At 71.3% G+C, this 25,194-nt stretch carries 22 protein-coding genes, 2 tRNA genes and 1 pseudogene; 9 read left to right on the top strand and 16 right to left on the bottom strand.

All coding sequences use genetic code 11. The features are described 5' to 3' along the window. Positions 1 to 50: 50 nt before the first annotated feature. From ACFWPT_RS38350 to dnaA, 13 genes are all read right to left on the bottom strand, one after another. Positions 51 to 123 (bottom strand) — tRNA-Ala (locus ACFWPT_RS38350). A 210-nt stretch (positions 124 to 333) separates the two neighbouring features. After that, a complete protein-coding gene (locus ACFWPT_RS38345; protein WP_014137031.1) occupies positions 334 to 462 on the bottom strand; it encodes a DLW-39 family protein in 129 nt (42 codons plus the stop codon). Positions 463 to 708: 246 nt separating this feature from the next. Then, positions 709 to 1,074 (bottom strand): DUF6191 domain-containing protein, encoded by a 366-nt coding sequence (locus tag ACFWPT_RS38340; RefSeq protein ID WP_380487498.1) that lies wholly within the window; start codon positions 1,072 to 1,074, stop codon positions 709 to 711. A gap of 121 nt (positions 1,075 to 1,195) precedes the next feature. Then, a tRNA-Ile gene (locus ACFWPT_RS38335) sits at positions 1,196 to 1,272 on the bottom strand. 16 nt (positions 1,273 to 1,288) lie between these two features. Next, positions 1,289 to 2,683, bottom strand: coding sequence for a class I SAM-dependent methyltransferase (locus ACFWPT_RS38330; protein ID WP_380487495.1), 1,395 nt, complete (start codon positions 2,681 to 2,683; stop codon positions 1,289 to 1,291). 260 nt (positions 2,684 to 2,943) lie between these two features. After that, positions 2,944 to 3,687 carry a DUF3566 domain-containing protein gene (locus ACFWPT_RS38325; RefSeq protein ID WP_244293408.1) on the bottom strand — a complete coding sequence of 248 codons (744 nt, stop codon included), beginning with the start codon at positions 3,685 to 3,687 and terminating at the stop codon, positions 2,944 to 2,946. 151 nt (positions 3,688 to 3,838) lie between these two features. Further along, positions 3,839 to 6,451 (bottom strand): DNA gyrase subunit A, encoded by a 2,613-nt coding sequence (gene gyrA, locus ACFWPT_RS38320; RefSeq protein WP_063348457.1) that lies wholly within the window; start codon positions 6,449 to 6,451, stop codon positions 3,839 to 3,841. Positions 6,452 to 6,510: 59 nt separating this feature from the next. Continuing rightward, entirely contained in the window at positions 6,511 to 8,526 is a 2,016-nt protein-coding gene (gene gyrB, locus ACFWPT_RS38315) for a DNA topoisomerase (ATP-hydrolyzing) subunit B (RefSeq protein WP_063348458.1), read from the bottom strand. 268 nt (positions 8,527 to 8,794) lie between these two features. Beyond that, complete coding sequence (locus tag ACFWPT_RS38310; protein ID WP_063348459.1) at positions 8,795 to 9,334, bottom strand: DUF721 domain-containing protein; 540 nt, start codon at positions 9,332 to 9,334, stop codon at positions 8,795 to 8,797. A gap of 106 nt (positions 9,335 to 9,440) precedes the next feature. Next, a complete protein-coding gene (recF, locus tag ACFWPT_RS38305) occupies positions 9,441 to 10,574 on the bottom strand; it encodes a DNA replication/repair protein RecF (protein WP_063348460.1) in 1,134 nt (377 codons plus the stop codon). Between the two features lie 37 nt (positions 10,575 to 10,611). Further along, positions 10,612 to 11,487, bottom strand: a complete 876-nt coding sequence (gene gnd, locus ACFWPT_RS38300; RefSeq protein ID WP_063348461.1) for a phosphogluconate dehydrogenase (NAD(+)-dependent, decarboxylating) — start codon at positions 11,485 to 11,487, stop codon at positions 10,612 to 10,614. A 182-nt stretch (positions 11,488 to 11,669) separates the two neighbouring features. Further along, the gene (gene dnaN / locus ACFWPT_RS38295) at positions 11,670 to 12,800 is read right to left on the bottom strand and encodes a DNA polymerase III subunit beta (protein ID WP_063348462.1); all 1,131 of its coding nucleotides are present in this window, start codon (positions 12,798 to 12,800) and stop codon (positions 11,670 to 11,672) included. A 974-nt stretch (positions 12,801 to 13,774) separates the two neighbouring features. Next, positions 13,775 to 15,664, bottom strand: a complete 1,890-nt coding sequence (gene dnaA, locus ACFWPT_RS38290) for a chromosomal replication initiator protein DnaA (protein ID WP_380379080.1) — start codon at positions 15,662 to 15,664, stop codon at positions 13,775 to 13,777. Positions 15,665 to 16,134: 470 nt separating this feature from the next. Here dnaA and rpmH point away from each other — a divergent pair, with 470 nt between their 5' ends. The 9 genes from rpmH (at position 16,135) to ACFWPT_RS38245 (ending at position 22,919) form a co-directional block, all read left to right on the top strand. Next, positions 16,135 to 16,272: a 50S ribosomal protein L34 gene (rpmH, locus tag ACFWPT_RS38285; RefSeq protein ID WP_030392420.1), complete on the top strand. Its 138-nt coding sequence runs from the start codon at positions 16,135 to 16,137 to the stop codon at positions 16,270 to 16,272. A gap of 18 nt (positions 16,273 to 16,290) precedes the next feature. After that, the gene (gene rnpA / locus ACFWPT_RS38280) at positions 16,291 to 16,719 is read left to right on the top strand and encodes a ribonuclease P protein component (protein ID WP_063348464.1); all 429 of its coding nucleotides are present in this window, start codon (positions 16,291 to 16,293) and stop codon (positions 16,717 to 16,719) included. Further along, positions 16,716 to 17,087 carry a membrane protein insertion efficiency factor YidD gene (gene yidD / locus ACFWPT_RS38275; RefSeq protein WP_063348465.1) on the top strand — a complete coding sequence of 124 codons (372 nt, stop codon included), beginning with the start codon at positions 16,716 to 16,718 and terminating at the stop codon, positions 17,085 to 17,087. The genes rnpA and yidD overlap by 4 nt, the downstream gene beginning before the upstream one ends. Continuing rightward, positions 17,084 to 18,256, top strand: a complete 1,173-nt coding sequence (gene yidC, locus ACFWPT_RS38270; RefSeq protein ID WP_363368224.1) for a membrane protein insertase YidC — start codon at positions 17,084 to 17,086, stop codon at positions 18,254 to 18,256. Before yidD ends, yidC begins: the two co-directional genes overlap by 4 nt. An 82-nt stretch (positions 18,257 to 18,338) precedes the next feature. Beyond that, positions 18,339 to 18,869 (top strand): R3H domain-containing nucleic acid-binding protein, encoded by a 531-nt coding sequence (locus ACFWPT_RS38265; RefSeq protein WP_063348467.1) that lies wholly within the window; start codon positions 18,339 to 18,341, stop codon positions 18,867 to 18,869. Positions 18,870 to 19,047: 178 nt separating this feature from the next. Further along, a complete protein-coding gene (gene rsmG, locus ACFWPT_RS38260; protein WP_079136282.1) occupies positions 19,048 to 19,890 on the top strand; it encodes a 16S rRNA (guanine(527)-N(7))-methyltransferase RsmG in 843 nt (280 codons plus the stop codon). A gap of 283 nt (positions 19,891 to 20,173) precedes the next feature. Continuing rightward, the gene (locus tag ACFWPT_RS38255; RefSeq protein ID WP_380379085.1) at positions 20,174 to 21,124 is read left to right on the top strand and encodes a ParA family protein; all 951 of its coding nucleotides are present in this window, start codon (positions 20,174 to 20,176) and stop codon (positions 21,122 to 21,124) included. Then, entirely contained in the window at positions 21,121 to 22,182 is a 1,062-nt protein-coding gene (locus tag ACFWPT_RS38250) for a ParB/RepB/Spo0J family partition protein (RefSeq protein WP_380379077.1), read from the top strand. The genes ACFWPT_RS38255 and ACFWPT_RS38250 overlap by 4 nt, the downstream gene beginning before the upstream one ends. A 119-nt stretch (positions 22,183 to 22,301) precedes the next feature. Then, positions 22,302 to 22,919: a GNAT family N-acetyltransferase gene (locus ACFWPT_RS38245; protein ID WP_063348469.1), complete on the top strand. Its 618-nt coding sequence runs from the start codon at positions 22,302 to 22,304 to the stop codon at positions 22,917 to 22,919. Positions 22,920 to 23,011: 92 nt separating this feature from the next. Here ACFWPT_RS38245 and trxA read toward each other — a convergent pair whose 3' ends face one another. From trxA to ACFWPT_RS38230, 3 genes and pseudogenes are all read right to left on the bottom strand, one after another. Then, entirely contained in the window at positions 23,012 to 23,338 is a 327-nt protein-coding gene (gene trxA / locus ACFWPT_RS38240; RefSeq protein WP_063348470.1) for a thioredoxin, read from the bottom strand. Positions 23,339 to 23,481: 143 nt separating this feature from the next. Then, positions 23,482 to 24,450, bottom strand: a complete 969-nt coding sequence (trxB, locus tag ACFWPT_RS38235) for a thioredoxin-disulfide reductase (protein ID WP_363619401.1) — start codon at positions 24,448 to 24,450, stop codon at positions 23,482 to 23,484. Positions 24,451 to 24,652: 202 nt separating this feature from the next. Further along, positions 24,653 to 25,194 (bottom strand): annotated as a pseudogene (locus ACFWPT_RS38230) (hypothetical protein); the annotation flags it as partial.

The raw sequence follows: 25,194 nt of genomic DNA, 5'->3' as shown, positions 1-25,194 counted from the left end.
GACCGGGATTCAGGTCAGCGGCCGATCGGCGTCACGACTGCGATGAGCTGTGGAGCATAGGAGACTCGAACTCCTGACATCTGCCTTGCAAAGGCAGCGCTCTACCAACTGAGCTAATGCCCCTCGACGGCACCGCAGGTGCCGACGGGCACTAGCGTACCGGGTTCCGGCGCCGTTCCCGGCGCCCTACCCCCGGGCCGACCGGACCTGCCGCCGAGGCGGCGTCCGGGCGGTGCCTGGGATCCGGCCGATCCGGTCGGGTGACCGGGCCGGCCGGCCCTGGAGGCGCGGTGAAGCGCCTCCGAAGATCGTTGATCGTCGGATCGTCCGGGCTCAGCGACCGGCCGGAACCGGGTCGGTGGCCTCGGTCCACAGGTCCTGCTCGGCGCGGTCCGCCTGGACCTGACGGTAGACAAAGAAGCCGCCGAGGGCGACCAGGGCGACCAGGAGAAGCTTCTTCACCGCGGGACCTCGTCCTTCTTGCGTTGGCGGACTCAAGAGCCGGTGCTCCGGCCGGACTGACCGGGCCGACGAGTCCAGATGTGTTTCGATCGCGAACGGGCTGCCGGGTGCCAGACTGCCCTTGCGGCCGATGATACACACCGGTGTCCCAATCGTGACCAGCCACCGCTGCGGCCAACCCGGCGGTCCGGGCGGAGGATTGACGCCGCACCTCCTGCCGTACGGCCGGCCCTCCCCGGCCGGGCCCTACGGCGTGCCCAGCGGGGCGCCGGACGGATGGTCCGACGAGCGGTCGGGCTGCCGGTTCGACGGCGTCACCACCACGGCCTTCCCGCCCGCCAGGTCCACCCTGGTCCGGGGCGGCGCCCCCTCGCCCTCCTCGTCGCGCAGCATCAGGGTCGTGCCGCGTTCGTCCAGCTCGTGCTGCTTGCCGGCGGCGAACTGCGCGTGCAGCTGCTCGAAACCGGTGGCCGAGATCTGCCCCTCCCGGCCGGTCCCCCGCCACGGCACCCAGCGTGAGCGGCGCGCCCGCAGCGCGAGCTGGTCGACCGCCGCGAGCACCACCAGGGCGCAGATCAGTCCGGGGATGCTCATCGCCCAGAAGATCGCCATGTCGTCACCATCCCTCCACACGTTCCCTCCCGGGAGAACAGCCCGGCGGGGCACGCGGTTCCCGGAACGACGGGGGAAAACGCCGAAGGGCCCGGAGTGCATCACTCCGGACCCTTCGCGGTGGTGGGCCTAACAGGACTTGAACCTGTGGCCTCTTCCTTATCAGGGAAGCGCTCTAACCGTCTGAGCTATAGGCCCTTGCCGCACTGAAAGATTAGCGGACCGATGGCCGATCTCCCAAATCCGGGCCGGCGGGGTTCCCGGCGGGCACCCCGCCGACCAGCGGCGGCGCTCCGGCGGCCGGGCGCAGCAGCCATTCCTCGCGGGTCGCCGGGAGGCCGGCCGCGCCCTCCTCGGTGCTGCGGACGGCGAGGATCTGGTTGATCCCGATCCGGTTCTCCTCGAAGGCGAGCGCGCTGGCGGCCATGTACAGCCGCCAGACCCGGGCCCGGCCGCGGCCGACCAGCCGGACCGCCTCGCCCCAGTGCGCCTCCAGGTTGGCCACCCATTCGCGCAGGGTCAGCCCGTAGTGCTCGCGCAGCGACTCGACGTCCCGGACCTCGAAGTCGGCCTCCTCCAGCCGGGCCACGGTGGAACCGACGGGGGAGAGCTCGCCGTCGGGGAAGACGTAGCGGTCGATGAAGGGGCTGGTGCGGTGCGGCTCACCGGGGTGGTCGGGGCGGCGGGCGATCTGGTGGTTGAGCAGCCGGCCGCCGGGCACCAGCAGCCGGTGCAGGCCCTCGGCGTAGACCCGGTACTGCTCGGAGCCGACGTGCTCGGCCATCCCGACGCTGGAGATCGCGTCGAACGGGCCGTCGACGATCTCCCGGTAGTCCTGGAGCCGGACCTCCACCCGCCCGGCCAGGCCGGCCTCCTCGACCCGCCGGCGGGCCAGCGCGACCTGCTCCCGCGAGATGGAGACGCCGACCGCGGTGACGCCGTAGCGCTCGGCCGCGTGCAGCAGCAGCGAGCCCCAGCCGCAGCCGACGTCCAGCAGGCGCATCCCGGGCCGTAGGCCGAGCTTGCGGCAGATCAGGTCGAGCTTGGCCTCCTGGGCGGCCTCCAGGCTCTTGGCCTCCGGGGTCCAGTAGGCGCACGAGTAGACCATGGAGGAGCCCAGGACGAGCCCGTAGAAGTCGTTTCCGACGTCGTAGTGGTGGCTGATGGCCGCGCGGTCCCGGCTGCGGCTGTGCAGCCGCCCGCGGGCCTTGCGGACCTCCTCCGGGGGCGGCGTGGGCTCGGGGCCGAGCGCCCCGGCCCGCAGCGCGGCCGCGAGGACGCGGCGCCCGTTGGCGCCGAGCACGTCCCGCGGGCCGAGGTCGAGGCGGCGGATCTCCGGCCGCTCCACGAACCGGGCGACGGCCGAGAGCACCTCGTAGAGGTCGGTGCCGGGGGCGATCTCCAGATCCCCCGCGACGTACGCCCGGGCCAGGCCCAGCTCGCCCGGCTGCCAGAGCAGCCGGCGCAGCGCCCGGCGGTTGCGCAGGACGACCGTGGGGGCTCCCGGCGGCCCGGCGACGCTGCCGTCCCAGGCCTGGACCCGCAGCGGTACCGGAACCCCCAACAGCCCGTCCAGGGCCTCGACCAGTTGACCTGCGAGCTTCGCCACCGCGCGCCTCCGTCCAGCCGTCCTGCGGAACGTCTCCTGACCCGGCCGGGCGGACCGGGGGCGGCCTGCGGCACTCCCAGGCGTGGACCGGGCGCCACCCAGCTAATCCCACCGCGGCCGGCCCGCTCCCGGGCGGCACGCCGCGGGCGGCCGGCTGTCACCCGAAATGCCGACGGGCCCCGCAGGCTGCAACAGCCTGCGGGGCCCGTCCATTCCGTCCGTGGACGGCGAACTGACCAGGGGTCAGGATCCGACCGGGGTCAGTCCTCCTCGGCCAGGGTCAGCTCGACGCCGCCGGTGAAGCCGGCCGCCGCGTTGTAGATGAACGCCGAGAGCGTGGACAGCGCCGTCAGCAGGACGACGTCGACCACGGCGATCAGCGAGGTGAAGGTCATCACCTTGCCGAAGCCCACGTAGTCCATCAGGTTGAGGCCGCCGGCGCTGTCCGAGCCGGTGACGTCCTTGAGGGTCTTGGTCAGCGAGTCGAAGACGCCGAGCGAGTCCAGCGTCATCCACAGCACCGCCGCGGCCACGATGATGATGATCCCGACCGCCAGCGACAGCAGGAAGCTGACCTTCATCACCGACCACGGGTCGACCTTGGTCACCCGCAGCCGGGCCTTGCGGGTCCGGCCGAGGCCGACACCGGCGGCCGCCGCGGGGGCGGCCGGGGCGGCCGGCCGGCGCGCCGCGCCCGGGACGGGCGTGCCGCCGGGCGGGGTGTTGCCGCTGGTCCGGGTGCCCCGGGCCGGGGTCGGCTGCCCCTTGGCATAGGTGGTCGGCTGCGAGAATCCGCTCGCGCCCGGCGCCGGAGCGCCCGGCGGCGGGGGCGTCTGCCCGCCGTAGGTCGCGCCGCCCTGCCCCGCCCCGCCGACCGGTGGCATCAGCGAGGTGGACGCGGCCGAGTGCTCGGCCGGCGGCTGCTGCGCGCCGTACCCACCCCCGCCCTGCGCGCCCGGACGGCCGCCGGAGGGCCCTCCCGCAGCACCCGTGGCTCCACTCACCTGGTCCTCCCGCACTTCCCACCAGGACGGCGGCACCGTCCTGCTTCGTCACTCGTCATCCAGCGCCCGGCGGGATTGCCCGGAACTGGTGGGCGGCCGGTGCCGCCACGCCCCTCTATCAGGACGCGACGGCACCGGCCCGTGGTTCGGTTCAGACCTCGGCGTCGCCGCCGGCCGTCGTCTCCGCACCCTCAGCCGTTTCGGTGGACGCGGTGTCCGCGACCTCGTCCTCCACCGTCTCCTCGTCCTCGGCTTCCGCGTTGCGGGCCATGCCCACGACCGCGTCGCGCTTACCGAGGTTGATCAGTTGGACGCCCATGGTGTCACGTCCGGTTTCACGAACTTCGGAAACCCTTGTGCGGATCACCCCACCCGAAAGGGTGATCGCCATGATCTCGTCGGTGTCGTCGACCACGAGCGCGCCGACCAGGGAGCCCCGGCCCTCGACGATCTTCGCCGCCTTGGTGCCGTAGCCGCCACGCCCCTGGACACGGTACTCGTCCACGGCCGTGCGCTTGGCGTACCCGCCGTCGGTCGCGGTGAACACGTACGTTCCCGGGCGGACGACGTTCATCGAGAGCATTTCGTCGTCCTCGCGGAAGGCCATGCCCTTGACGCCGGAGGTGGCGCGGCCGGTGGGCCGCAGCGCGTCGTCGGTCGCGGTGAAGCGGATCGACTGGGCCTTCTTGGAGACCAGCAGCAGGTCGTCCTCGGCGGAGACCAGCTCGGCGCCGATCAGCTCGTCGTCCCGGCCCTCCTCGTCCTGGCGCAGGTTGATCGCGATCAGGCCGCCGGAGCGCGGGGAGTCGTAGTCCTTCAGCGCGGACTTCTTCACCAGGCCGGCCCGGGTGGCGAGGACCAGGTAGGGCTTGTCCTCGTAGGTGCGCACGGCCATCACCTGGGCGATGTGCTCATCCGGCTGGAAGGCCAGCAGGTTGGCCACGTGCTGGCCGCGGGCGTCGCGCCCGGCGTCCGGGAGCTCGTAGCCCTTGGCGCGGTAGACCCGGCCCTTGTTGGTGAAGAACAGGATCCAGTTGTGCGTCGTCGTCACGAAGAAGTGGTCGACGATGTCGTCCTGCTTGAGCTGCGCTCCGCGCACGCCCTTGCCGCCGCGCTTCTGCGAGCGGTAGAGGTCGGAGCGGGTCCGCTTGACGTAGCCGCCACGGGTGATCGTGACGACGATGTCCTCCTCGGCGATGAGGTCCTCGATCGAGAGGTCGCCGTCGGACGGGATGAGGGTGGAGCGCCGCTCGTCGCCGTACTTCTCGACGATCGCGGTGAGCTCCTCGGAGATGATCTCCCGCTGGCGGGTCGGCGAGGCCAGGATCGCGTTGTACTCGTCGATCTTGCGCTGCAGCTCGTCGTGCTCGTCCATGATCCGCTGGCGCTCCAGGGCGGCCAGGCGGCGCAGCTGCATCTCCAGGATGGCGTTGGCCTGGAGCTCGTCGATGGAGAGCAGCCCCATCAGGCCGGTGCGGGCCGCGTCGGCGCTCGCCGAGGCCCGGATCAGCGCGATGACCTCGTCGATCATGTCCAGGGCGCGCAGCAGGGCGCGCAGGATGTGGGCGCGCTCCTCGGCCTTGCGCAGCCGGAAGGTGGTGCGCCGGACGATGACCTCGACCTGGTGGTTGACCCAGTGCCGGATGAAGGCGTCCAGCGACAGCGTGCGCGGCACTCCGTCGACCAGGGCCAGCATGTTGGCGCCGAAGTTGGTCTGCAGCTCGGTGTGCTTGTAGAGGTTGTTCAGCACGACCTTGGCGACGGCGTCGCGCTTGAGCACGACCACCAGGCGGGTGCCGGTGCGCGACGAGGACTCGTCGCGGACGTCGGCGATGCCGGCGACCCTGCCGTCCTTGACCAGGTCGGCGATCTTCAGCGCGAGGTTGTCCGGGTTGACCTGGTACGGCAGCTCGGTGATCACCAGGCACTGGCGGCCCTGGATCTCCTCGACCTCGACCACGGCGCGCATGGTGATCGAGCCGCGGCCGGTGCGGTAGGCGTCGTCGATCCCGCGGTGGCCGACGATCAGCGCGCCGGTGGGGAAGTCGGGGCCCTTGATCCGCTCGATCAGGGCTTCGAGCAGCTCCTCGTTGGAGGCGTCCGGGTGCTCCAGCGCCCAGAGCGCGCCGGAGGCGACCTCGCGCAGGTTGTGCGGCGGAATGTTGGTGGCCATGCCGACCGCGATGCCGGTGGCACCGTTGACCAGCAGGTTGGGGATGCGCGCGGGCAGGACGGTCGGCTCCTGCGAGCGGCCGTCGTAGTTGGACGCGAAGTCGACGGTGCCCTCGTCGATGTCGCGCATCATCTCCATGGCGAGCGGCATCATCTTGCACTCGGTGTAGCGCATGGCCGCGGCCGGGTCGTTGCCCGGGGAGCCGAAGTTGCCGTTGCCGTCCACCAGCGGCATCCGCAGCGACCACGGCTGGGCCAGGCGCACGACGGTGTCGTAGATGGAGGTGTCGCCGTGCGGGTGGTAGTTGCCCATGACGTCGCCGACGACGCGGGCGCACTTGTAGTAGCCCTTCTCGGGGCGGTACCCGCCGTCGTACATCGCGTAGAGCACGCGTCGGTGCACCGGCTTGAGGCCGTCACGGACCTCGGGGAGCGCCCGGCTGACGATCACGCTCATCGCGTAGTCGAGGTACGAGCGCTGCATCTCGGTCTCGAGCTCGACCGGCTCGATCCGCATGGTCACCTGGGCGGTGGCCTCGGCGGCTGTGGGGGTCTCGGGCTGTTCGCCTTCGGGACGGTTGTCGTCGACCACTGGTGGTCAGTTTCCTTTCACGCGGACTGGTACGTGGTTTCGCTGCCGGTCGGGCGGCGTCACACGTCCAGGAAGCGGACGTCCTTGGCGTTGCGCTGGATGAAGGAGCGGCGTGCCTCGACGTCCTCGCCCATCAGCACGGAGAACAGCTCGTCGGCGCGAGCGGCGTCCTCCAGGGTGACCTGGAGCAGCAGCCGGTGCTCGGCGTCCATGGTGGTGACCCGGAGCTCCTCGGCGTTCATCTCGCCGAGGCCCTTGAAGCGCTGGATCGCGTCGTCCTTGGGCAGCCGGCGCCCGGCCTCGACCCCGGCCGCGATGACCGCGTCGCGCTCGCGGTCCGAGTAGGCGTACTCGAAGTCGTCCTTGCCCCACTTGATCTTGTACAGCGGCGGCATGGCGAGGTAGACGTACCCGGACTCGACCAGCGGCCGCATGAAGCGGAACAGCAGGGTGAGCAGCAGGGTGCGGATGTGCTGCCCGTCGACGTCGGCGTCCGCCATCAGGACGATCTTGTGATAGCGGAGCTTGGAGTCGTCGTAGTCCTCCTGGATGCCGCAGCCGAAGGCCGAGATCAGCGCCTGGACCTCGGTGTTCTGCAGCACCTTGTCGATCCGGGCCTTCTCGACGTTCAGGATCTTGCCGCGGATCGGCAGGATGGCCTGGGTGCGCGGGTCGCGGCCCTGCTTGGCCGAGCCGCCGGCGGAGTCACCCTCGACGATGAAGATCTCGCACTCGGCCGGGTCCTTGGACTGGCAGTCGGAGAGCTTGCCCGGCAGCGAGGCGGACTCCAGCAGGCCCTTGCGGCGGGTGAGGTCGCGGGCCTTGCGGGCGGCGACGCGCGCGGTGGCGGCCTGGATGGACTTGCGGATGATGTCCGAGGCCTCGTTGGGGTTGCGGTCCAACCAGTCGTTGAGGTGCTCGTGGACGACCTTCTGGACGAAGGTCTTCGCCTCGGTGTTGCCGAGCTTGTCCTTGGTCTGGCCCTCGAACTGCGGCTCGCCGAGCTTGACCGAGATGATCGCGGTCAGGCCCTCGCGGATGTCCTCGCCGGAGAGGTTGTCGTCCTTCTCCCGGAGCAGCTTCTTGTCCCGCGCGTAGCGGTTGACCAGGCCGGTCAGCGCCGCGCGGAAGCCCTCCTCGTGGGTACCGCCGCCGTGCGTGTGGATGGTGTTGGCGAAGCTGTAGACCCCCTCGGTGTAGGAGGAGTTCCACTGCATCGCGATCTCCACCGAGATCGCCCGGTCCTTGTCCTCCGCCTCGAAGTCGATCACCGAGGGGTGGATCACCTCGCCCTTGCGGGAGTTGAGGTGGGCGACGAAGTCGGCGATGCCGCCGTCGTACTTGTACGTGACGGTGAGCGGCTTGCCCTCCTCGTCCACGTGCTCGGGGCGCTCGTCGGTCAGCGAGATCGAGAGGCCCTTGTTGAGGAAGGCCATCTCCTGGAAGCGCCGGGACAGCGTCTCGAAGGAGTAGACCGTGGTCTCGAAGATCTCCGGGTCGGCCCAGAAGGTGACGGTCGTGCCGGTCTGCTCGGAGCCCTCGTGCGTGGCCAGCGGCGCGGTCGGCGCACCGGCCTTGTACTCCTGGGTGAAGCGCGAGCCGTCGCGGTGGATCTCCACCGCCAGGCGGGTGGACAGCGCGTTCACGACCGAGACGCCGACACCGTGCAGACCGCCGGAGACGGCGTAGCCGCCGCCGCCGAACTTGCCGCCGGCGTGCAGGACGGTGAGCACGACCTCGACGGCCGGCTTCTCCTGGCCGGGGACGATGTCGACCGGGATGCCACGGCCGTTGTCCACCACCCGGACCCCGCCGTCGGCGAGGAGCGTGACGTCGATGGTGTCGGCGTACCCGGCCATCGCCTCGTCGACGGAGTTGTCCACCACTTCCTGCACCAGGTGGTGCAGGCCCCGCTCGCCGGTGGAGCCGATGTACATGCCGGGGCGCTTGCGGACGGCGTCGAGGCCTTCCAGCACCTGGATGTTGCTACCGGTGTAGGAAGCCTGGTCGGTCTGGTCTGGGGTCTGGCTGGGGTTGCCGGAATCGGCCACGAAGCGCCCTCTCTGGCACAGCACGGGCCGCATTCCCGCCCCGTGTGGGCGGGCGTGCGACCACGGCGTTTAGACTCGGTTGCCACTAGCAACAGTGTTTGGCTCTCAGTCTACCGGTACGACTGACAGAGATGGGCGTTTGGCAGCCCTTGAAGGCAGATATGCCGCCCTGAATCCCCTCTGGACATGTCCCGATACTCGCCCGGGGGGCCCAGAGCGCCTGGAAGGGCTGTCAGGGGTTCCGGAAGATCGTGGTCCGCTCCACGCCCTCGACGGCGGGTCGGCAACCCGGTCAGCCCCAGGTGTCGCCCGGCCCCTTGCTCCCCGGAGCGCGCAGCCGACCGTAGCCGCGGGCGGGCGCCGCCGGGCCCAGCACCTTGATGGTGCGGACCGTGCCGTGGCCCAGCTCGTGGTTCAGGCGGGCCACCAACTGCCTTGCCAGCCACCGTAGTTGGGTGGCCCATGCGGTGGAGTCGCACTGCACGGTGAGCACCGCGGCGGCGTCGTCGTAGGAGGAGGGGTGGCAGTGCGCGGCGATGTCCGGGCCGACGATCTGGGGCCAACGGCCCATCACCCCGCCGACCGCGGCCGAGGACTCCCAGCCCCGTTCGGTCAGCAGCCGGTTCAGCGCCGCCCCCAGCGGGACCGGGTCGCGGCCGTCCGACCGGGCTCCGCTGCGCAGGCCGTGCCGCTTCGCCTCGCGCTTCTCCCGGACCTGCTCGCCGCGCTGCCGCGCCTGGGCCCGGGCCGCCCGCAGCGCCGAGCGGGCGAGGTCGGCGCCGGTCGGCGCCGCGTCGCCCGGCTGGGGGGAGTGCTCCGCCGGCTCGCTCACGGCGATCTCCTTTCCCCAGCCTGTGGACAACGGTCGCGGACGCGCGCCGGTGAGCCGTCCAGCCTACGGGAGTGCCCGGACGGCGGTTGCGAAGGTGCGGGGGGAGTCAGGCGTCGATCCGGCGGACGGCGCCGTCGGCGACCGCGAACCGGGCGCCGGCCAGCGCCTTCGGCACGTCCTCGGCGACCGCCGCGGTGACCAGCACCTGCTCGCCGTCGGCCACCAGTTCGGCCAGCCGGTCCCGGCGGGCCGCGTCCAGCTCGGCGAACACGTCGTCCAGGATCAGCACCGGCTCGCCGCCGTCGGCGCGCAGCAGCTCGTACGAGGCCAGCCGCAGCGCCAGCGCGAACGACCAGGACTCGCCGTGGCTCGCGTAGCCCTTGGCGGGCAGCGGGCCGAGGCTGAGCACCAGCTCGTCGCGGTGCGGGCCGACCAGGGTGATGCCGCGGTCCACCTCCTGCTTGCGGACCGTCGCCAGCGCGTTCAGCAACTGCTCCTCGGCCTGCTCGCGGCTGGTCGGCAGCCCGCCCTCGAAGGAACTGCGGTACTCCAGGACGGTGTCGCCACCGCCCGGGGCCAGCTGCCCGTACGCGGCCGCCACCAACGGCTGGAGGGAAGCCACCAGCTGGATCCGGAAGGCCGTCAACTCGGCTCCGGCCCTTGCCAGATGGCCGTCCCAGACCTCCAGGGTGGAGAGGTCGGCGCCCTTGCCGCCACCGGCCCGGCGGGCCATCGCGGCGGTCTTCAGCAGGGCGTTGCGCTGCTTGAGGACCCGCTCGTAGTCCTGCCGGACCCCGGCCAGCCGGGGGGCCCGGGCGGTCAGCAGCTCGTCCAGGAAACGGCGGCGCTCACCCGGGTCGCCCTTGACCAGACTGAGGTCCTCGGGAGCGAACAGGACGGTCCGCAGCAGGCCCAGCACGTCGCGCGGGCGGACGTTGTCGGAGCGGTTGATCCGGGCCCGGTTGGCCTTGCCCGGGGTCAGCTCCAGCTCGACCAGGGTGGTGCGGCCGCGGTCCACCACCGAGGTACGGACCACCGCCCGCTCGGCGCCCAGCCGAATCAGCGGGGCGTCGGTGGCGACCCGGTGGCTGCCCAGTGTGGCGACGTAGCCGATCGCCTCGACCAGGTTGGTCTTGCCCTGGCCGTTGGGCCCGACGAAGGCCGTCACGCCCGGGTCGAGGGGAACCTCGACCCGGGCGTACGACCGGAAGTCGGCGAGCGACAGATGCGCGACGTGCATGGCTGTGGACTGCGCTCGCCTTCTGGGGAGGTGCGGGTTACTTGGACTCGACCGCGTGGCCGCCGAACTGGTTGCGCAGCGCGGCGATCATCTTCATCTGCGGCGAGTCGTCCTGGCGGGAGGCGAAGCGGGCGAACAGCGAGGCGGTGATCGCCGGCAGCGGCACCGCGTGGTCGATCGCGGCCTCGACGGTCCAGCGGCCCTCACCGGAGTCGGCGGCCCAGCCGCGCAGCTTCGCCAGGTGCTCGTCGTCGTCCAGCGCGCGGACGGCCAGGTCCAGCAGCCAGGAACGGATGACGGTGCCCTCCTGCCAGCTGCGGAAGACCTCGCGCACGTCGGTGACCTCGGGGGCGGCCTCCAGCAGCTCCCAGCCCTCGGCGAAGGCCTGCATCATCGCGTACTCGATGCCGTTGTGGACCATCTTGGCGAAGTGGCCGGCGCCCACGGCGCCCGCGTGCACCGAGCCGAAGTCGCCCTCGGGCTTGAGCGAGTCGAACACCGGCTGGACGCGGGCCACGTGCTCGGCGTCGCCGCCGTACATCAGGGCGTAGCCGTTCTCCAGGCCCCAGACACCGCCGGAGACGCCGCAGTCGACGAAGCCGATGCCCTTGGCGGCCAGCGCCTCGGCGTGCTTGATGTCGTCGGTCCAGCGGGAGTTGCCGCCGTCGACCACCACGTCGCCGGGGGAGAGCAGCTCGGCGAGCTCGTCGACGGTCGCCTGGGTGGCGGCGCCGGCCGGGACCATCACCCAGATCACCCGCGGGCCCTGCAGCTTGGAGACGAGCTCCTGGAGGCTCGCGACGTCGGAGATGTCCGGGTTGCGGTCGTAGCCGATGACGGTGTGGCCGGCGCGGCGGATCCGCTCGCGCATGTTGCCGCCCATCTTGCCGAGACCGATGAGGCCGAGCTCCATGACCAAGTCCTTACCTGTGGTGACGTGCCTGCCGGCGGCGCCGTTGCCGCACGCCCCGAGCCTACGCGCTGCGGCGGTGGCGGCTCCCTGTGGTCGGGCCGACCGGGGGAGGACGCCCACAGGCTGTGCACAGCCGATGTGCACAGCCTGTGGGTGACGGCCTGCGGGCAGCGGCCGCGAGGTCAGCCGGAGAGGCGGACCGGCATGATCAGGTACTGGTACGCCTTGTCCTCCTCGGCGTCCACCGAGGCCTTGCCGCTGAGCAGCGCGGGCTTGGTCGGGGTGGTGAAGCTCAGCTGGGCGTAGGCGGAGTCGATGGCCTTGAGGCCCTCCTCCAGGTAGCCCGGGTTGAAGGCGATCGAGATGTCGTCGCCCTCCAGGTCGGCGTCGATCCGCTCGGTGGCCTGGGCGTCGTCGCCCGAGCCCGCCTCCAGGGTCAGCACGCCCTGCTCGAAGCTGAGCCGGACCGGGGTGTTGCGCTCGGCGACCAGCGAGACGCGCTTGAGCGCCTCCAGGAAGGGCTGGGTCTGGATCGCGGCGACGGCGCTGAACTCCGTCGGGAACAGGCTGCGGAACTTGGGGAACTCGCCCTCCAGCAGCCGCGTGGTCGTCCGGCGGCCGGCGCCCTCGAAGCCGATCAGGCCCTCGCCCGCGCCGCCCGAGGAGAGCGCGATCGAGACGGTGTCGCCGCTGCCCAGGGACTTGGCGATGTCCTGCAGCGTCTTGGCGGGCACCAGGGCGACGGCCGAGATGTCCGACTGCTCGGGCTTCCACAGCAGGTCGCGGACCGCGAAGCGGTAGCGGTCGGTGGCGGCCAGGGTGATCCGGTCGCCCTCGATCTCGACCCGGACACCGGTGAGCACCGGGAGGGTGTCGTCACGGCCGGCGGCCACCGCGGCCTGGCTGACCGCGGAGGCGAACACGTCGCCCGAGACGGTGCCCGTGGCGGTCGGCATCTGGGGCAGCGCCGGGTACTCGTCCACCGGGAGGGTGGGGAGGGTGAAGCGGGAACTGCCGCAGACCACGCTGACCCGCTGGCCGTCGGTGGAGATCTCCACCGGCCGGTTCGGCAGGTTGCGCGAGATGTCGTTCAGCAGCCGACCGGAGACCAGGACGGTGCCGGCCTCCTCGATGTCGGCCTCCAGCTCGACCCGGGCCGAGACCTCGTAGTCGAAGCCGGACAGCGCCAGGCTGCCGTCCTGTGCCGTCAGCAGCAGGCCGGCCAGCACCGGCACCGGCGGCCGTGCCGGGAGGCTGCGGGCAGCCCAGGCCACCGCCTCCGCGAGGACGTCACGCTCCACCCGGAACTTCACCGGTAACCGCCTCCTGGATCGAGCGCTCCCGCTCGCACTCTGGTTCGTCTGATCTTGATCGTCGGTCGGACTGTCCACCGAGCTCTGCCACTCCGCTTCCGGTCGCCGAGGACAGTCTGACGTACTCCGCCGACAGACGGGGCAGACGGGCGGAAGCAAGCCGAACAGATGTCGGGGCGCGGTTGTCCACAGATTCGGGGCCCACCCACTTTCAAGCGAGTCGATGGGTCTAAATGTGTAGTGGTAGTAGTAGGGCCTGTGGAAACCGTGGATAACCCCGTTTCCGCAGGTCAGACCCACTTTTTTGTCCACAGCGGGTGTGGACGGCGGCTGTGGACGAACACGCCGTGCTGTGGACAGCGGAGCGTTACCCACAGGGCACGCTGGGTATCCACAGGTTATCCCCAGGGCTGTCCCCAGATTCCGGCCCGGTTATCCACGGGTGCCGGTCAACTTTACGTGACGCCTTTCACACCAGGGCATGAACGCCGCCCCACGCTTGTCGAACTGTGGATCACGCTGTGGACAACCTGGGGATAACCGCCCCTCCCCTGGGGACAACCGGTGGACAACCCGGATGGCCCATTGGCGGCCCGTCAATTGTCCACAGCCTGTGGATAACGGTTGTGCACAAGTCCACAGGCACCTGACCTGCGCGGAAGAGCGTAGCGGCGACACGCCTGTGGACGAATTCTGGATAACTTCGGACGCCCCGGCCTGTGGACTACGGGGAAGGTGCCCGGCCTGTGGACAACTGCCCTGCGCGGCCCCGGTTTTCGAATCACCGGTCAAATGTTCGGCGCGGGCTGTGGACTGGCGCAACGTCCGTCGACGGCATCTCTGCCCAGCCGGCGCCCGAGGCACACCTGTGGATGTGCGAAAAGGGCGCCAGGATCGCTCCTGACGCCCTTTCCGGCCACCTCGGCGCCGGACTCGGCGCCGAGGTGGCGCCGGACCCACCACCGGCCCTGCGGCTAGCTCTTGATGCGGTTGGTCAGCTCGGTGACCTGGTTGTAGATCGACCGGCGCTCGGCCATCAGCGAGCGGATCTTGCGGTCCGCGTGCATCACCGTGGTGTGGTCGCGGCCGCCGAACTGCGCGCCGATCTTCGGCAGCGAGAGGTCGGTCAGCTCCCGGCAGAGGTACATGGCGATCTGACGGGCCGTCACCAGGACGCGGCTGCGCGAGGATCCGCAGAGGTCGTCCACACTCAGCCCGAAGTACGCGGCGGTCTGCTGCATGATGACCTGCGCGGTGATCTCCGGCCCGGCGTCCTCGTCCCCGCCCGGGATCAGGTCCTTGAGGACGATCCCGGCCAACTCCAGGTCCACCGGCGCCCGGTTGAGGTTGGCGAAGGCGGTGACCCGGATCAGGGCGCCTTCCAACTCCCGGATGTTGCGGGTGATCCGGGACGCGATGAACTCCAACACGTCGGCCGGGGCGTTGAGTTGCTCCTGGATCGCCTTCTTGCGAAGGATCGCGATCCGGGTCTCCAGCTCCGGCGGGGTGACGTCGGTGATCAGGCCCCACTCGAAGCGGTTGCGCAGCCGGTCCTCCAGCGTGGTCAGCAGCTTGGGCGGCCGGTCCGAGGAGAGGACGATCTGCTTGTTCGCGTTGTGCAGGGTGTTGAAGGTGTGGAAGAACTCCTCCTGCGTGGACTCCTTGCTCGCGAGGAACTGGATGTCGTCCACGAGCAGGATGTCCATGTCCCGGTAGCGCCGGCGGAAGGTGTCCGCCTTGCCGTCCCGGATCGAGTTGATGAACTCGTTGGTGAACTCCTCCGAGGACACGTAGCGCACCCGGGTGCCCGGGAAGAGACTGCGCGAGTAGTGCCCGATGGCGTGCAGCAGGTGGGTCTTGCCCAGCCCGGACTCGCCGTAGATGAAGAGCGGGTTGTACGCCTTGGCCGGAGCCTCGGCGACCGCCACCGCCGCCGCGTGCGCGAAGCGGTTGCTGGCGCCGATGACGAAGGTGTCGAAGAGGTACTTGGGGTTCAGCCGGGCGGCCGGCTCGTCCTTGCGGGAGCCGCCGGCCGGCGGGGCGCCGGGCGGGGCGGGCACGCCGGGGACGGCCGGGCGCTCGGTGGCGCGCTCCGGCGCGTTCTTGTCCGCAGGACGGCCGCCGGCCGGGCGTGAGCCGGGGGCGCGGCGGCCGGCGCCGGCGCGGGGCTGCTCGTTCGGGCCGGGGCCGTAGGCGCCGCCGAACAGGTCGCCCTGGGTGGTCGAGGGCGGGCCGGGCATCGGGCGCGGCGCCGGCCGGGACGGCTCGTCGGCCTCGCGGTAGCCGGGGGGCCGCTCCGGGTAGCCGCCCTGCTCCGGGTACCCGCCCTGCTCCTGGTACCCGTTCTGCTCGGGGTAGCCGCCCTGCTCCGGGTACCCGCCCTGCTCGGGGTAGCCCGGCCAGGCCGGTCCGGCCGCCGGACCGCCGTACGGCGCGGGGCGCTGCTCGTAGCCGCCGGTGTCGTAGCGGGGCCGGTCGTAGTCCTGCTCGTACGGCTGCTGGTAGTCCTGGCCGCCGTAGCCGCCGGCATCCTCCTCGGTCGGGCCGGGGTACGGCTCGGCCGGGGCCTGGGCGGCGGGTGCGGGGGTGGTCGGGACGGCGTTGGCGTCGACCATCACGGCGATCCGCACCGGACGGCTGAGCTCGCGGCTGAGGGCCTCGGTGAGCTGCGGCAGCAGCCGGCCCTCCAGCACCTGCTTGGCCCGCTCGTTGGGGGTCGCCAGCAGGGCGGTGTCGTGCATCATCCACATCGGCTGGGTGCGCTGCACCCACTGCTTGTCCATCTCCCCGACGTCCGGGTCGCTGACCAGCCGCTCGACGACTCTCGCCCAGACCGGGACGAGGTCGCTGTTGACATCAGCCACTGGTGCACGCTTTCTCGGTTCCCCGCGGCTCCAGCAGGGGGTGGTGGATCAGGAGACTGTGGATCGGCGGGTCCGTCTCCGGCGGACCGACCCCACGAGGAAGAACACGAAGAACAAACCAGACAAGTCCTGCAACGGTAGTCAGCGAACAGGGCCGGATCAAGTCGTTGTCCACAGGCTGTGGGCAAAGGGGGCTCCGGATGCCCTCGGGGGGCCGCTCGAAAAAGCCGGTTTGACCCTCGTGCCCCGTCCCGCGTACCGTAACCAGGTCGAGTTGTCGATGGCCGCTGCCGCATGTCCGCGGGTCCACCCGCTCCATAAGGCGCGCAGCACGGGCGCCGTGGATTGCCTTGAACCCCAGCCGAACTGGGGCGATGGGTCGGATTTCCGAATCAGGGGAGATCACGCGGACGCACGGTGACGGCCAAGCGATTCCCCGTCATCCTACGATTCACCTCAGGAGCCCCCGAGTGAGCAAGCGCACCTTCCAGCCGAACAACCGTCGTCGCGCGAAGACCCACGGCTTCCGGCTGCGTATGCGTACCCGCGCCGGCCGCGCCATCCTGGCTGCCCGCCGTGGCAAGGGCCGCACCAGCCTGTCCGCCTGATCCACGACAGAGTCTGTTGTGCTGCCCTCCGAGAATCGGCTGCGGCGGCGCCAGGACTTCGCGACCGCAGTGAAACGCGGTCGCCGGGCCGGCCGGCCCCTTCTGGTCGTCCATCTCAGCAGAGAAGACGACCCCAAGGGGCAGACCGACCGGACCAGCGACTCCCGCCCGCACGTCGCCGAGGGGACTCCTTCGGCGCGTGCGGGTTTCGTCGTGAGCAAGGCCGTCGGCCCGGCGGTCGTTCGCAACCTGGTCAAACGCCGGTTGCGGCACCTCGTTCGTGATCGTCTCTCCAGGCTGCCCGCCGGTAGCCTGATAGTGGTGCGTGCGCTGCCCCAAGCCGCGACCGCCTCGTACCAGGACCTCGAACGTGACCTGGACGCGGCGCTGAAACGGTTGCTGAAGGTGGAGCCCGCCACGACGGCGCCGACGGGAGCAGGACGATGAAGTTCCTGCTGATGGGTTTGATCAGGGTCTACCAGTGGACCATCAGCCCACTGCTCGGTCCGGTCTGCCGTTACTACCCCTCCTGCTCGCACTACGGCTACGAGGCCGTGAAGGTGCACGGGGCGGTCAAGGGCGGCGGACTGACCGTGTGGCGCATCCTGCGCTGCAATCCGTGGACGCCCGGCGGGGTCGATCACGTTCCGCCGCGCAAGCATCCGGTGTGGCACCGGCGGCTGCGAGACTGGCTGAGCAGCCGGTCCGCCACCGGACAGCCGGTGACCACGACCCCCGCCGGTCCGGACCCCGAGGGCCCGGCGACCATTGGCCCCGAGGGGCCAATCCACATGTCCAAGGAGCCTGACCGGTGACCTTCTCCTTCCTGAATCCCCTGTACACAGCGGTGTCCTGGATCATCGTCCAGTTCCACTCGCTGTACAGCAACATCTTCGACCCGGACGGTGGCTGGGCCTGGGGTCTGGCCATCGCCTCGATGGTGGTCGTCATCCGGATCTGCCTGATCCCGCTCTTCGTGAAGCAGATCAAGGCGACCCGGGCCATGCAGGCGATCCAGCCGAAGATGAAGGCCATCCAGGAGCGCTACAAGAACGACAAGCAGCGCCAGTCCGAAGAGATGATGAAGCTGTACAAGGAGGCGGGTACCAACCCGTTCTCCAGCTGCCTTCCCATCATCGTGCAGGCGCCGTTCTTCACCGCCCTCTACGGCGTGCTCGCCAAGGTCGCCAAGAGCGAGCAGATCGGCGTCATCCACGGCGACCTGCTGCTGAGCGCCGGCAAGGCGCACATCTTCGGTGCCCCGCTCTCGGCGACCTTCGTCAGCAGCCACGAGACCAGCGTCAAGATCGTCACCGCGGTGATGATCATCATGATGTCGCTGTCGCAGTTCATCACCCAGCGCCAGCTGATGACCAAGAACGTCGACCTCACGGTCAAGACGCCGTTCATGCAGCAGCAGAAGATGCTGATGTACGTCTTCCCGGTGATGTTCGCCGTGATGGGCATCAACTTCCCCGTCGGTGTCCTGGTCTACTGGCTGACCACCAACGTCTGGTCGATGGGCCAGCAGCTGATCGTCATCCACAACAACCCGACCCCGGGCAGCAAGGCGTGGGACGAGCGGCAGGTCCGGCTGAAGAAGGCCGGCCGGCTGAACCCGGACGGTTCGGAGATCAAGGGCGCGCTCTGGGGCCTGCTGCCCCCGTCCAAGTCGACCCTCGACGCCGCCTCGGCGGCGGCCGCCGTGGTCGAGGAGTCGGCGCAGGCACGCCGCCAGCAGCCCCGCAAGCAGACCAAGGCGCAGCGCCAGCAGGGCGGTGCTCAGCACACCGCCGACCTGACCAAGGACACCGAGGCCCCGGCCGAGGAGCCCGCCGAGGAGCCCGCCGACACCGTCCCGGCCGACTCCGGCGCCAAGCCGGCGGCCGCCCAGCAGGGCCCGGCCAAGCCCGGCGCGGCCAAGCCGGGCACCGGTCGGCAGCAGCCCAAGCGTGGCGGCCAGCGGCCGAAGAAGAAGTCCTGACCGGCCCTGGATCCGTTGTGACAGCGCGCAGAGCTTCGTTCCCGGCCCACCAATCTGGGCCCATCTCCGAAGGAGTCCATCAGTGACGGAAGGCACCACCTCCGCCGTCGAGGCCGAGGCCGCCGCCAGCACCGACGAGAACGTCATCGCCCGACTGGAGCAGGAGGGCGACATCGCGGCGGACTACCTGGAGGGTCTGCTCGACATCGCCGACCTCGACGGTGACATCGACATGGACGTCGAGGGCGACCGCGCCCTGGTCTCCATCGTCGGTGAGGGCAACGACCGCGCGCTGCAGCGCCTGGTCGGCCAGGACGGCGAGGTGCTGGAGGCGCTGCAGGAGCTGACCCGGTTGGCTGTCCACCGGGAGACCGGGGAGCGCAGCCGCCTCATGCTGGACATTGCCGGCTTCCGGGCCCGCAAGCGCTCCGAGCTGGCCGCGCTCGGTGCCGAGGCCGCCGAGCAGGCGAAGAGCAGTGGCGAGCAGGTCAAGCTGCGGCCGATGACGCCCTTCGAGCGCAAGGTCGTCCACGACGCGGTCGCGGCCGCCGGTCTGCGCAGCGAGTCGGAGGGCGAGGAGCCCGAGCGGTGCGTGGTCGTGCTGCCGGTCTGAGGCCGGCGGTACGACGACCGGCCGCCTCGGCGGCCGGTGGGCTTCACCGGACGCGACCCCGTCCGCCTCGTGCGGGCGGGGTCGTCGTCCATTCGCGGGGCGTGGGCCCGGCGCGAGATGTTTCACGTGAAACTGTGCGGAGAGCGGGTCGGTGGATCCGGGGATCGGAGAGGTCGAGATGGACACGGAGAACGCGGCCGCTGGCCGGCCGGGGGCGGACGACGTGAATCCGGCCGCTGCGGGGCCGGCCGCCGAGGCGGTCGAGGCGACCGAGGTGCCCGAGGTGCCCGAGGCCCCGGCCGTCGCCCGGGAGGTCTTCGGTGATCGTTTCGACGCCGCGGTCCGCTACACCGAGCTGCTGGCCACCGCGGGCGTGCGGCGCGGGCTGATCGGGCCGCGCGAGGTGCCCCGGCTCTGGGACCGGCACGTCCTCAACTGCGCGGTGCTCGCCGAGCTGCTGCCGGCCGGCTCCACCCTGTGCGACGTCGGCTCCGGCGCCGGCCTGCCGGGCATCCCGGTGGCGCTGGTCCGTCCGGACGTCTCGGTGACGCTGCTGGAGCCGCTGCTGCGGCGGACCACCTTCCTGGAGGAGGTCGTCCGGGAGCTGGGGCTGGAGAACGTCACGGTGCTGCGCGGCCGCGCCGAGGAGATGGTCGGCAAGCTCGCGGTGGACGTGGTGACCGCCCGGGCGGTGGCGCCGCTGGACCGGCTGGCCGGCTGGGGGATGCCGCTGCTCCGTCCGCACGGGCAGATGCTGGCGCTCAAGGGCGACAGCGCCGAGCAGGAGCTGGCCGACTCGCGGGCCGGGCTGACCAAGCTGGGCGCGGTCGAGTGGAGCGTGATCTCGGTCGGCGAGGGCACCCTGGAGACCTCGACCCGGGTGGTCCAGGTCAAGGCGGGGGAGAGCCCCGGCGGGGTGAAGGCCGCGACCCGGCGGGCGAAGGCGGCCCGGGCCGGACGGAACGCGGGCGGCGTCCGGACCGGTGAGCGCAGCCGGGGCGGGCGGCGCCGCACCCGCTGAGGCGGGTGACGCCTGGCACGCTCGACGACGGGCGGGTGGTTCCTCCTGAGGGGGGAGCCACCCGCCCGTCGGCGTTCCGGTGGCCGTCGGGGTGACGGCTGGTCGACGGGAGGACACCGGAGTGTCGCAACGTCAGATTTCCGACATAGCGGGCATGGTGTTTCACGTGAAACGTCGCTCCTTGCTCTCGGGAATCCTCGGCCGCAGCCGGGCGGCGACTGTTGCCGCTCCGGTTTCACGTGAAACACTGACCCCCATGCAGGACTCGGAGACCATCGGCCAGATCGATGACACGCCCATCGCGAGGGCTGCCCAGGCTGCGGTTCAGGCGATCGGCCGAGCGGGTGAGGGTCTGCCCCGCCCCGCCGCCACCCGGGTGATCGTGGTCGCCAACCAGAAGGGCGGGGTCGGCAAGACCACCACCACCGTCAACCTGGCCGCCTCGCTCGCCATGCACGGACTGCGCGTCCTGGTCGTCGACCTCGACCCGCAGGGCAACGCCTCCACCGCCCTCGGCATCGACCACCACGCCGATGTGCCGTCCGTCTACGACGTCCTGGTCGAGGGCAAGCCGCTCGCCGACGTGGTGCAGCCGGTGGTGGACGTCGAGGGGCTGTTCTGCGTCCCCGCGACCATCGACCTGGCCGGCGCCGAGATCGAGCTGGTGTCGCTGGTGGCCCGGGAGAGCCGGCTCCAGCGCGCCATCGCCGCCTACGAGCAGCCGCTGGACTACGTCCTGATCGACTGTCCGCCCTCGCTGGGCCTGCTGACGGTCAACGCCCTGGTGGCCGGGCGGGAGGTGCTGATCCCGATCCAGTGCGAGTACTACGCGCTGGAGGGCCTGGGCCAGCTGCTGCGCAACGTCGAGCTGGTGCGCGCGCACCTCAACCCCGCGCTGCACGTCTCGACCATCCTGCTCACCATGTACGACGCCCGGACCAGGCTGGCCGCCCAGGTCGCCGAGGAGGTCCGGACGCACTTCCCGCAGGAGGTGCTGAGCACCGCGATCCCGCGCTCGGTGCGCATCTCGGAGGCGCCCAGCTACGGTCAGACGGTCCTCACCTACGACCCGGGCTCGACCGGGGCGCTCTCCTACCTGGAGGCCGCCCGCGAGCTCGGGCTGCGCGCGGCGGCGGTCGGCGGCGGCCCGCTCCTGGGGCAGCAACGGCACGGCAGCGGTACGGGGCACGGAGCCCCGGTGGCACAGCACGGTACGACGGAGGGTCATCGGTGAGTGGTCGCAGGGGTTTGGGACGAGGGCTGGAGGCGCTGATCCGCCCCGCCGTGCCGGTGGACGGCGGGGCGGCGGCGCCCGCACCGGCCCCGGTGGGGGCGATCGGCGCGACGTCGCCGACCTCGGTACCGACGCTGCCGACCGGCCGCGGCACGGTGGCGGCCCGGGCGGCCGCGGAGAAGCAGGCCGAGCAGGCGCAGCCGGCGCCGGTGGCCGGTGCCTTCTTCGCCGAGCTGCCGCTGGACGCGATCGAGCCCAACCCGCGCCAGCCCCGTGAGGTCTTCGACGACGACAAGCTGGCCGAGCTGGTCGTCTCGATCAAGGAGGTCGGTCTGCTCCAGCCGATCGTGGTGCGCCAGGTCGCGCCCGATCGCTTCGAGCTGATCATGGGCGAGCGCCGCTGGCGCGCCTCCAAGGAGGCCGGGCTGAAGCAGATCCCGGCCATCGTCCGTGCCACCGAGGACGACAAGCTGCTGCTGGACGCCCTGCTGGAGAACCTGCACCGGGCCGAGCTGAACCCGCTGGAGGAGGCGGCCGCCTACGACCAGCTGCTGCGGGACTTCTCCTGCACCCACGACGAGCTGGCCGACCGGATCGGCCGCTCGCGCTCGCACGTCTCCAACACCCTGCGGCTGCTGAAGCTCTCGCCCACCGTGCAGAGCCGGGTCGCCGCCGGGGTGCTGACCGCCGGCCACGCCCGGGCGTTGCTCGGGGTGCCGGACGCCGAGCGGCGGGAGCTGCTGGCCAAGCGGATCGTCGCGGAGGGCCTCTCGGTGCGGACCACCGAGGAGATCGTCGCGCTGATGGGCGAGGAGGAGGACCGGAAGCCGAAGCGCCAGGCGCCGAAGGCGGGCAAGCTGATCTCCCCGGCCTTCAACGATCTGGCGAGCCGGCTGTCGGACCGCTTCGACACCCGGGTCAAGGTCGAGGTGTCGCAGCGCGGCGGCAAGCTCGGCAAGGGCAAGGTGGTGCTGGAGTTCGGTTCGGTGGAGGACCTGAACCGGATCCTGGACAGCCTGGCCCCGGGCGAGGACGGTCTGCGGCTGTCGCAGGGCTGAGCCGGGGACGATACCCGATGGGTGCATGTTCCGCGTGAGCACTGTTTCACGTGAAACATGCACCCATCGGCGTCTGTGGGGGCATGCTCGACCGTGAAGTGGAGGAGGAGGTGCGGGGCATGGGACGCCGGATCGCTCCGCTGACCCTGGACAACCTCGCCGATCTGCCGACGACCTGCCGCTCCTGCGTGTTCTGGGAGCTGGATCCGGTCAGCGGGAAGGCGGCGGTGGAGTCCGGGAAGCCGGAGCTGGAGAAGGAGGGGTGGATCTCCGCGGTGCTGCTGGAGTGGGGTTCCTGCGGTCGGATCGTCTACGTGGACGACCAGCCGGCCGGCTTCGTGCTGTACGCGCCGCCCGCCTACGTCCCCCGGTCGCAGTCCTTCCCGACCAGTCCGGTCTCGCCGGACGCCGTCCAGCTGATGGTCAGCCGGGTGGTTCCGGGCTACCAGCGGCAGGGGCTCGGCCGGGTGCTGGTGCAGACCGTGGCCAAGGACCTGCTCGGGCGCGGGGTGCGGGCGATCGAGGCCTTCGGCTCGGCCGGTCCTGAGCCGGTCGGCTGCGTGCTGCCGGCCGACCACCTGCTCGCGGTCGGCTTCAAGACCGTCCGGTCGCACCACCGCTACCCGCGGCTGCGGCTGGAGGCGCGCACCACGCTGTCCTGGCGGGGCGATGTGGAGGTGGCGCTGGAGCGGCTGCTCGGCGGGGCGCGCAAGGAGCCGGCGCTGCGGCCGTTCTGAGGCGGGAGGCGGCTGGAAACGACGACGGCGGGGCTCCCCGGTGTGGGGAGCCCCGCCGCCGTACGGTCGACGACCGGTCGACCGGACAGGGCCTAGATGAAGCCGTCCAGCTCGCGCAGCAGCGCGGCCTTCGGACGGGCACCGGTGATGGACTTCACCGGCTCGCCGCCCTTGTAGAGGATCAGGGTCGGGATCGAGATGACGCCGTACTGGGCGGCGGTCGCCTGGTTGGCGTCCACGTCCAGCTTGGCGATGGTCAGCTTGTCGCTGTGCTCGGAAGCGATCTCGTCCAGGATCGGGGCGACCTGGCGGCACGGGCCGCACCAGGTGGCCCAGAAGTCGACCAGCACGGGCTTGTCGCTGTCCAGGACGTCGGCCTTGAACGTCGCGTCGGTGACGGTGGTGGTGGCGCCGGCCACGGGAACTCCTCGGGTTCGGACGGAGGGGGCTGCTGCCAGGTGAACAACGGGCGGGCCCGTTCTGTTTCGCCCTGGCCGGGGCGGGGGTGTTTCACGTGAAACGGGTGTCACACCCCCGCGGGGGTCGGTCGGTGGCGAGGGGGTCAGACCGCCACGGCGGCGGTGGCCTTGGCCTCCAGGTCGTCCAGGGCGGCGAGGTAGCGCTCGGCGTCCAGCGCGGCGGAGCAGCCGGTGCCGGAGGCCGTGATGGCCTGGCGGTAGGTGTGGTCCACGACGTCGCCGGCGCCGAACACGCCCGGGATGTTGGTCCGGGTCGAGGGCGCCTCGACCTTGAGGTAGCCCTCCGCGTCGAGGTCCAGCTGGCCCTTGAACAGGTCGGTGCGCGGGTCGTGGCCGATCGCGATGAACAGGCCGGTGACGGCCAGCTCGCGGGTCTCGCCGGTGGTGGTGTCGCGCAGGGTGACGCCGCTCAGCTTCGGGTCGCCGTGGATGGCCTCGACCGCGCTGTCCCACTCGAAGCGGATCTTCTCGTCGGCGAAGGCGCGCTCCTGCATCGCCTTGGAGGCGCGCAGGCTGTCCCGGCGGTGGATGATCGTGACGCTCTTGGCGAAGCGGGAGAGGAAGGTCGCCTCCTCCAGGGCGGTGTCGCCGCCGCCGACCACGGCGATGTCCTGGTCGCGGAAGAAGAAGCCGTCACAGGTGGCGCACCAGGAGACACCGCGACCGGAGAGCTTGTCCTCGTTCGGCAGGCCCAGCTTGCGGTGCTGGGAGCCGGTGGTGACGATCACGGCGCGCGCCCGGTGCACGTTGCCCTCGGAGTCGGTGACGGTCTTGATGTCACCGGTGAGGTCGACCGAGACGATGTCGTCCGGGATCAGCTCGGCGCCGAAGCGCTCGGCCTGCGCCCGCATGTTGTCCATCAGCTCGGGGCCCATGATGCCGTCCCGGAAACCCGGGAAGTTCTCGACCTCGGTGGTGTTCATCAGGGCGCCGCCGGCGGTGACGGCCCCCTCGAAGACCAGCGGCTTGAGGGAGGCCCGCGCCGTGTAGAGCGCGGCCGTGTAGCCGGCCGGGCCGGAACCGATGATGATCACGTTACGGACGTCGCTCACTGCATCTCCTGGTTCGCATCGCGACCCGCGCTAGGTGCGGGGAGGGCGGTTCTGCTCCGCCGCCCGGGACAACGACTGACCAGTGTCTCGCATTCCCAGGCGGATCAGTACCAGGCGACCGCACTGTGGGAGCGGCGTGGCGCCCTGCTCGTCGATCGCATGGGAACGGAGCCCGGATCCCCTGGGCGCCCGCCCCGGGACGTCAACGGGTGGGCACGGTGCGCTGCAGCACGACCGGGCCGCAGTCGGGGGAGCGCAGGTAGACGTCCGCGAACCCGGGCCGGCCGGGCGCCGGGTAGACCAGGACCTCGACCGGGGCGCCCGCGTAGCTGCCGTGGTCGGTGGCCAGCGGCACGCCCTCGGCGAGGGCCTGGCAGGACGGCGGGGAGGACGGCGGGGAGGCCTGGGTGGTGAGCTCCTGGCGGCCGTCGGCGGGCATCGCGGCGGAGGGCTTGGCGGGCCCGGTCGGGCGCAGCCCGGGGGCGGTGCCCGACCGGGCCAGCAGCTGCTGGATCTGGGCGGCGAGCTGGTCGTCCTGGTAGGTCGGGCCGGCCCCCGCGGCGTGGTCGGCGCGGGGGCTCTGCGTCGTGCCGGGGCTTGCGCCGGTGCCGAGGGAGGCGGAGGCGGGGGCGCCGGCGGACAGGGTCGGGTGCTGGTCGTCCTGGCCGGCCGGGTGCAGCAGCAGGGCTGCGCCGAAGGCGATCGCGGCCAGGGCGGCGGTCGCGCCGAGCAGCAGGCCGGCGC

The organism is Kitasatospora sp. NPDC058478 (assembly GCF_042720345.1).
Classification (GTDB): domain Bacteria; phylum Actinomycetota; class Actinomycetes; order Streptomycetales; family Streptomycetaceae; genus Kitasatospora.
Note: the sequence above shows the minus strand (reverse complement) of the source record. Positions and strands in the feature narration are given on the sequence as shown.

Coding starts and splice junctions, on each gene's coding strand:
- gnd (WP_063348461.1), bottom strand. CDS start 11,487: ATGGAGCTCGGCCTCATCGGTCTCGGCAAGATGGGCGGCAACATGCGC.
- ACFWPT_RS38245 (WP_063348469.1), top strand. CDS start 22,302: ATGGGACGCCGGATCGCTCCGCTGACCCTGGACAACCTCGCCGATCTG.
- recF (WP_063348460.1), bottom strand. CDS start 10,574: ATGCACGTCGCGCATCTGTCGCTCGCCGACTTCCGGTCGTACGCCCGG.
- yidD (WP_063348465.1), top strand. CDS start 16,716: ATGAAGTTCCTGCTGATGGGTTTGATCAGGGTCTACCAGTGGACCATC.
- rsmG (WP_079136282.1), top strand. CDS start 19,048: ATGGACACGGAGAACGCGGCCGCTGGCCGGCCGGGGGCGGACGACGTG.
- ACFWPT_RS38340 (WP_380487498.1), bottom strand. CDS start 1,074: ATGGCGATCTTCTGGGCGATGAGCATCCCCGGACTGATCTGCGCCCTG.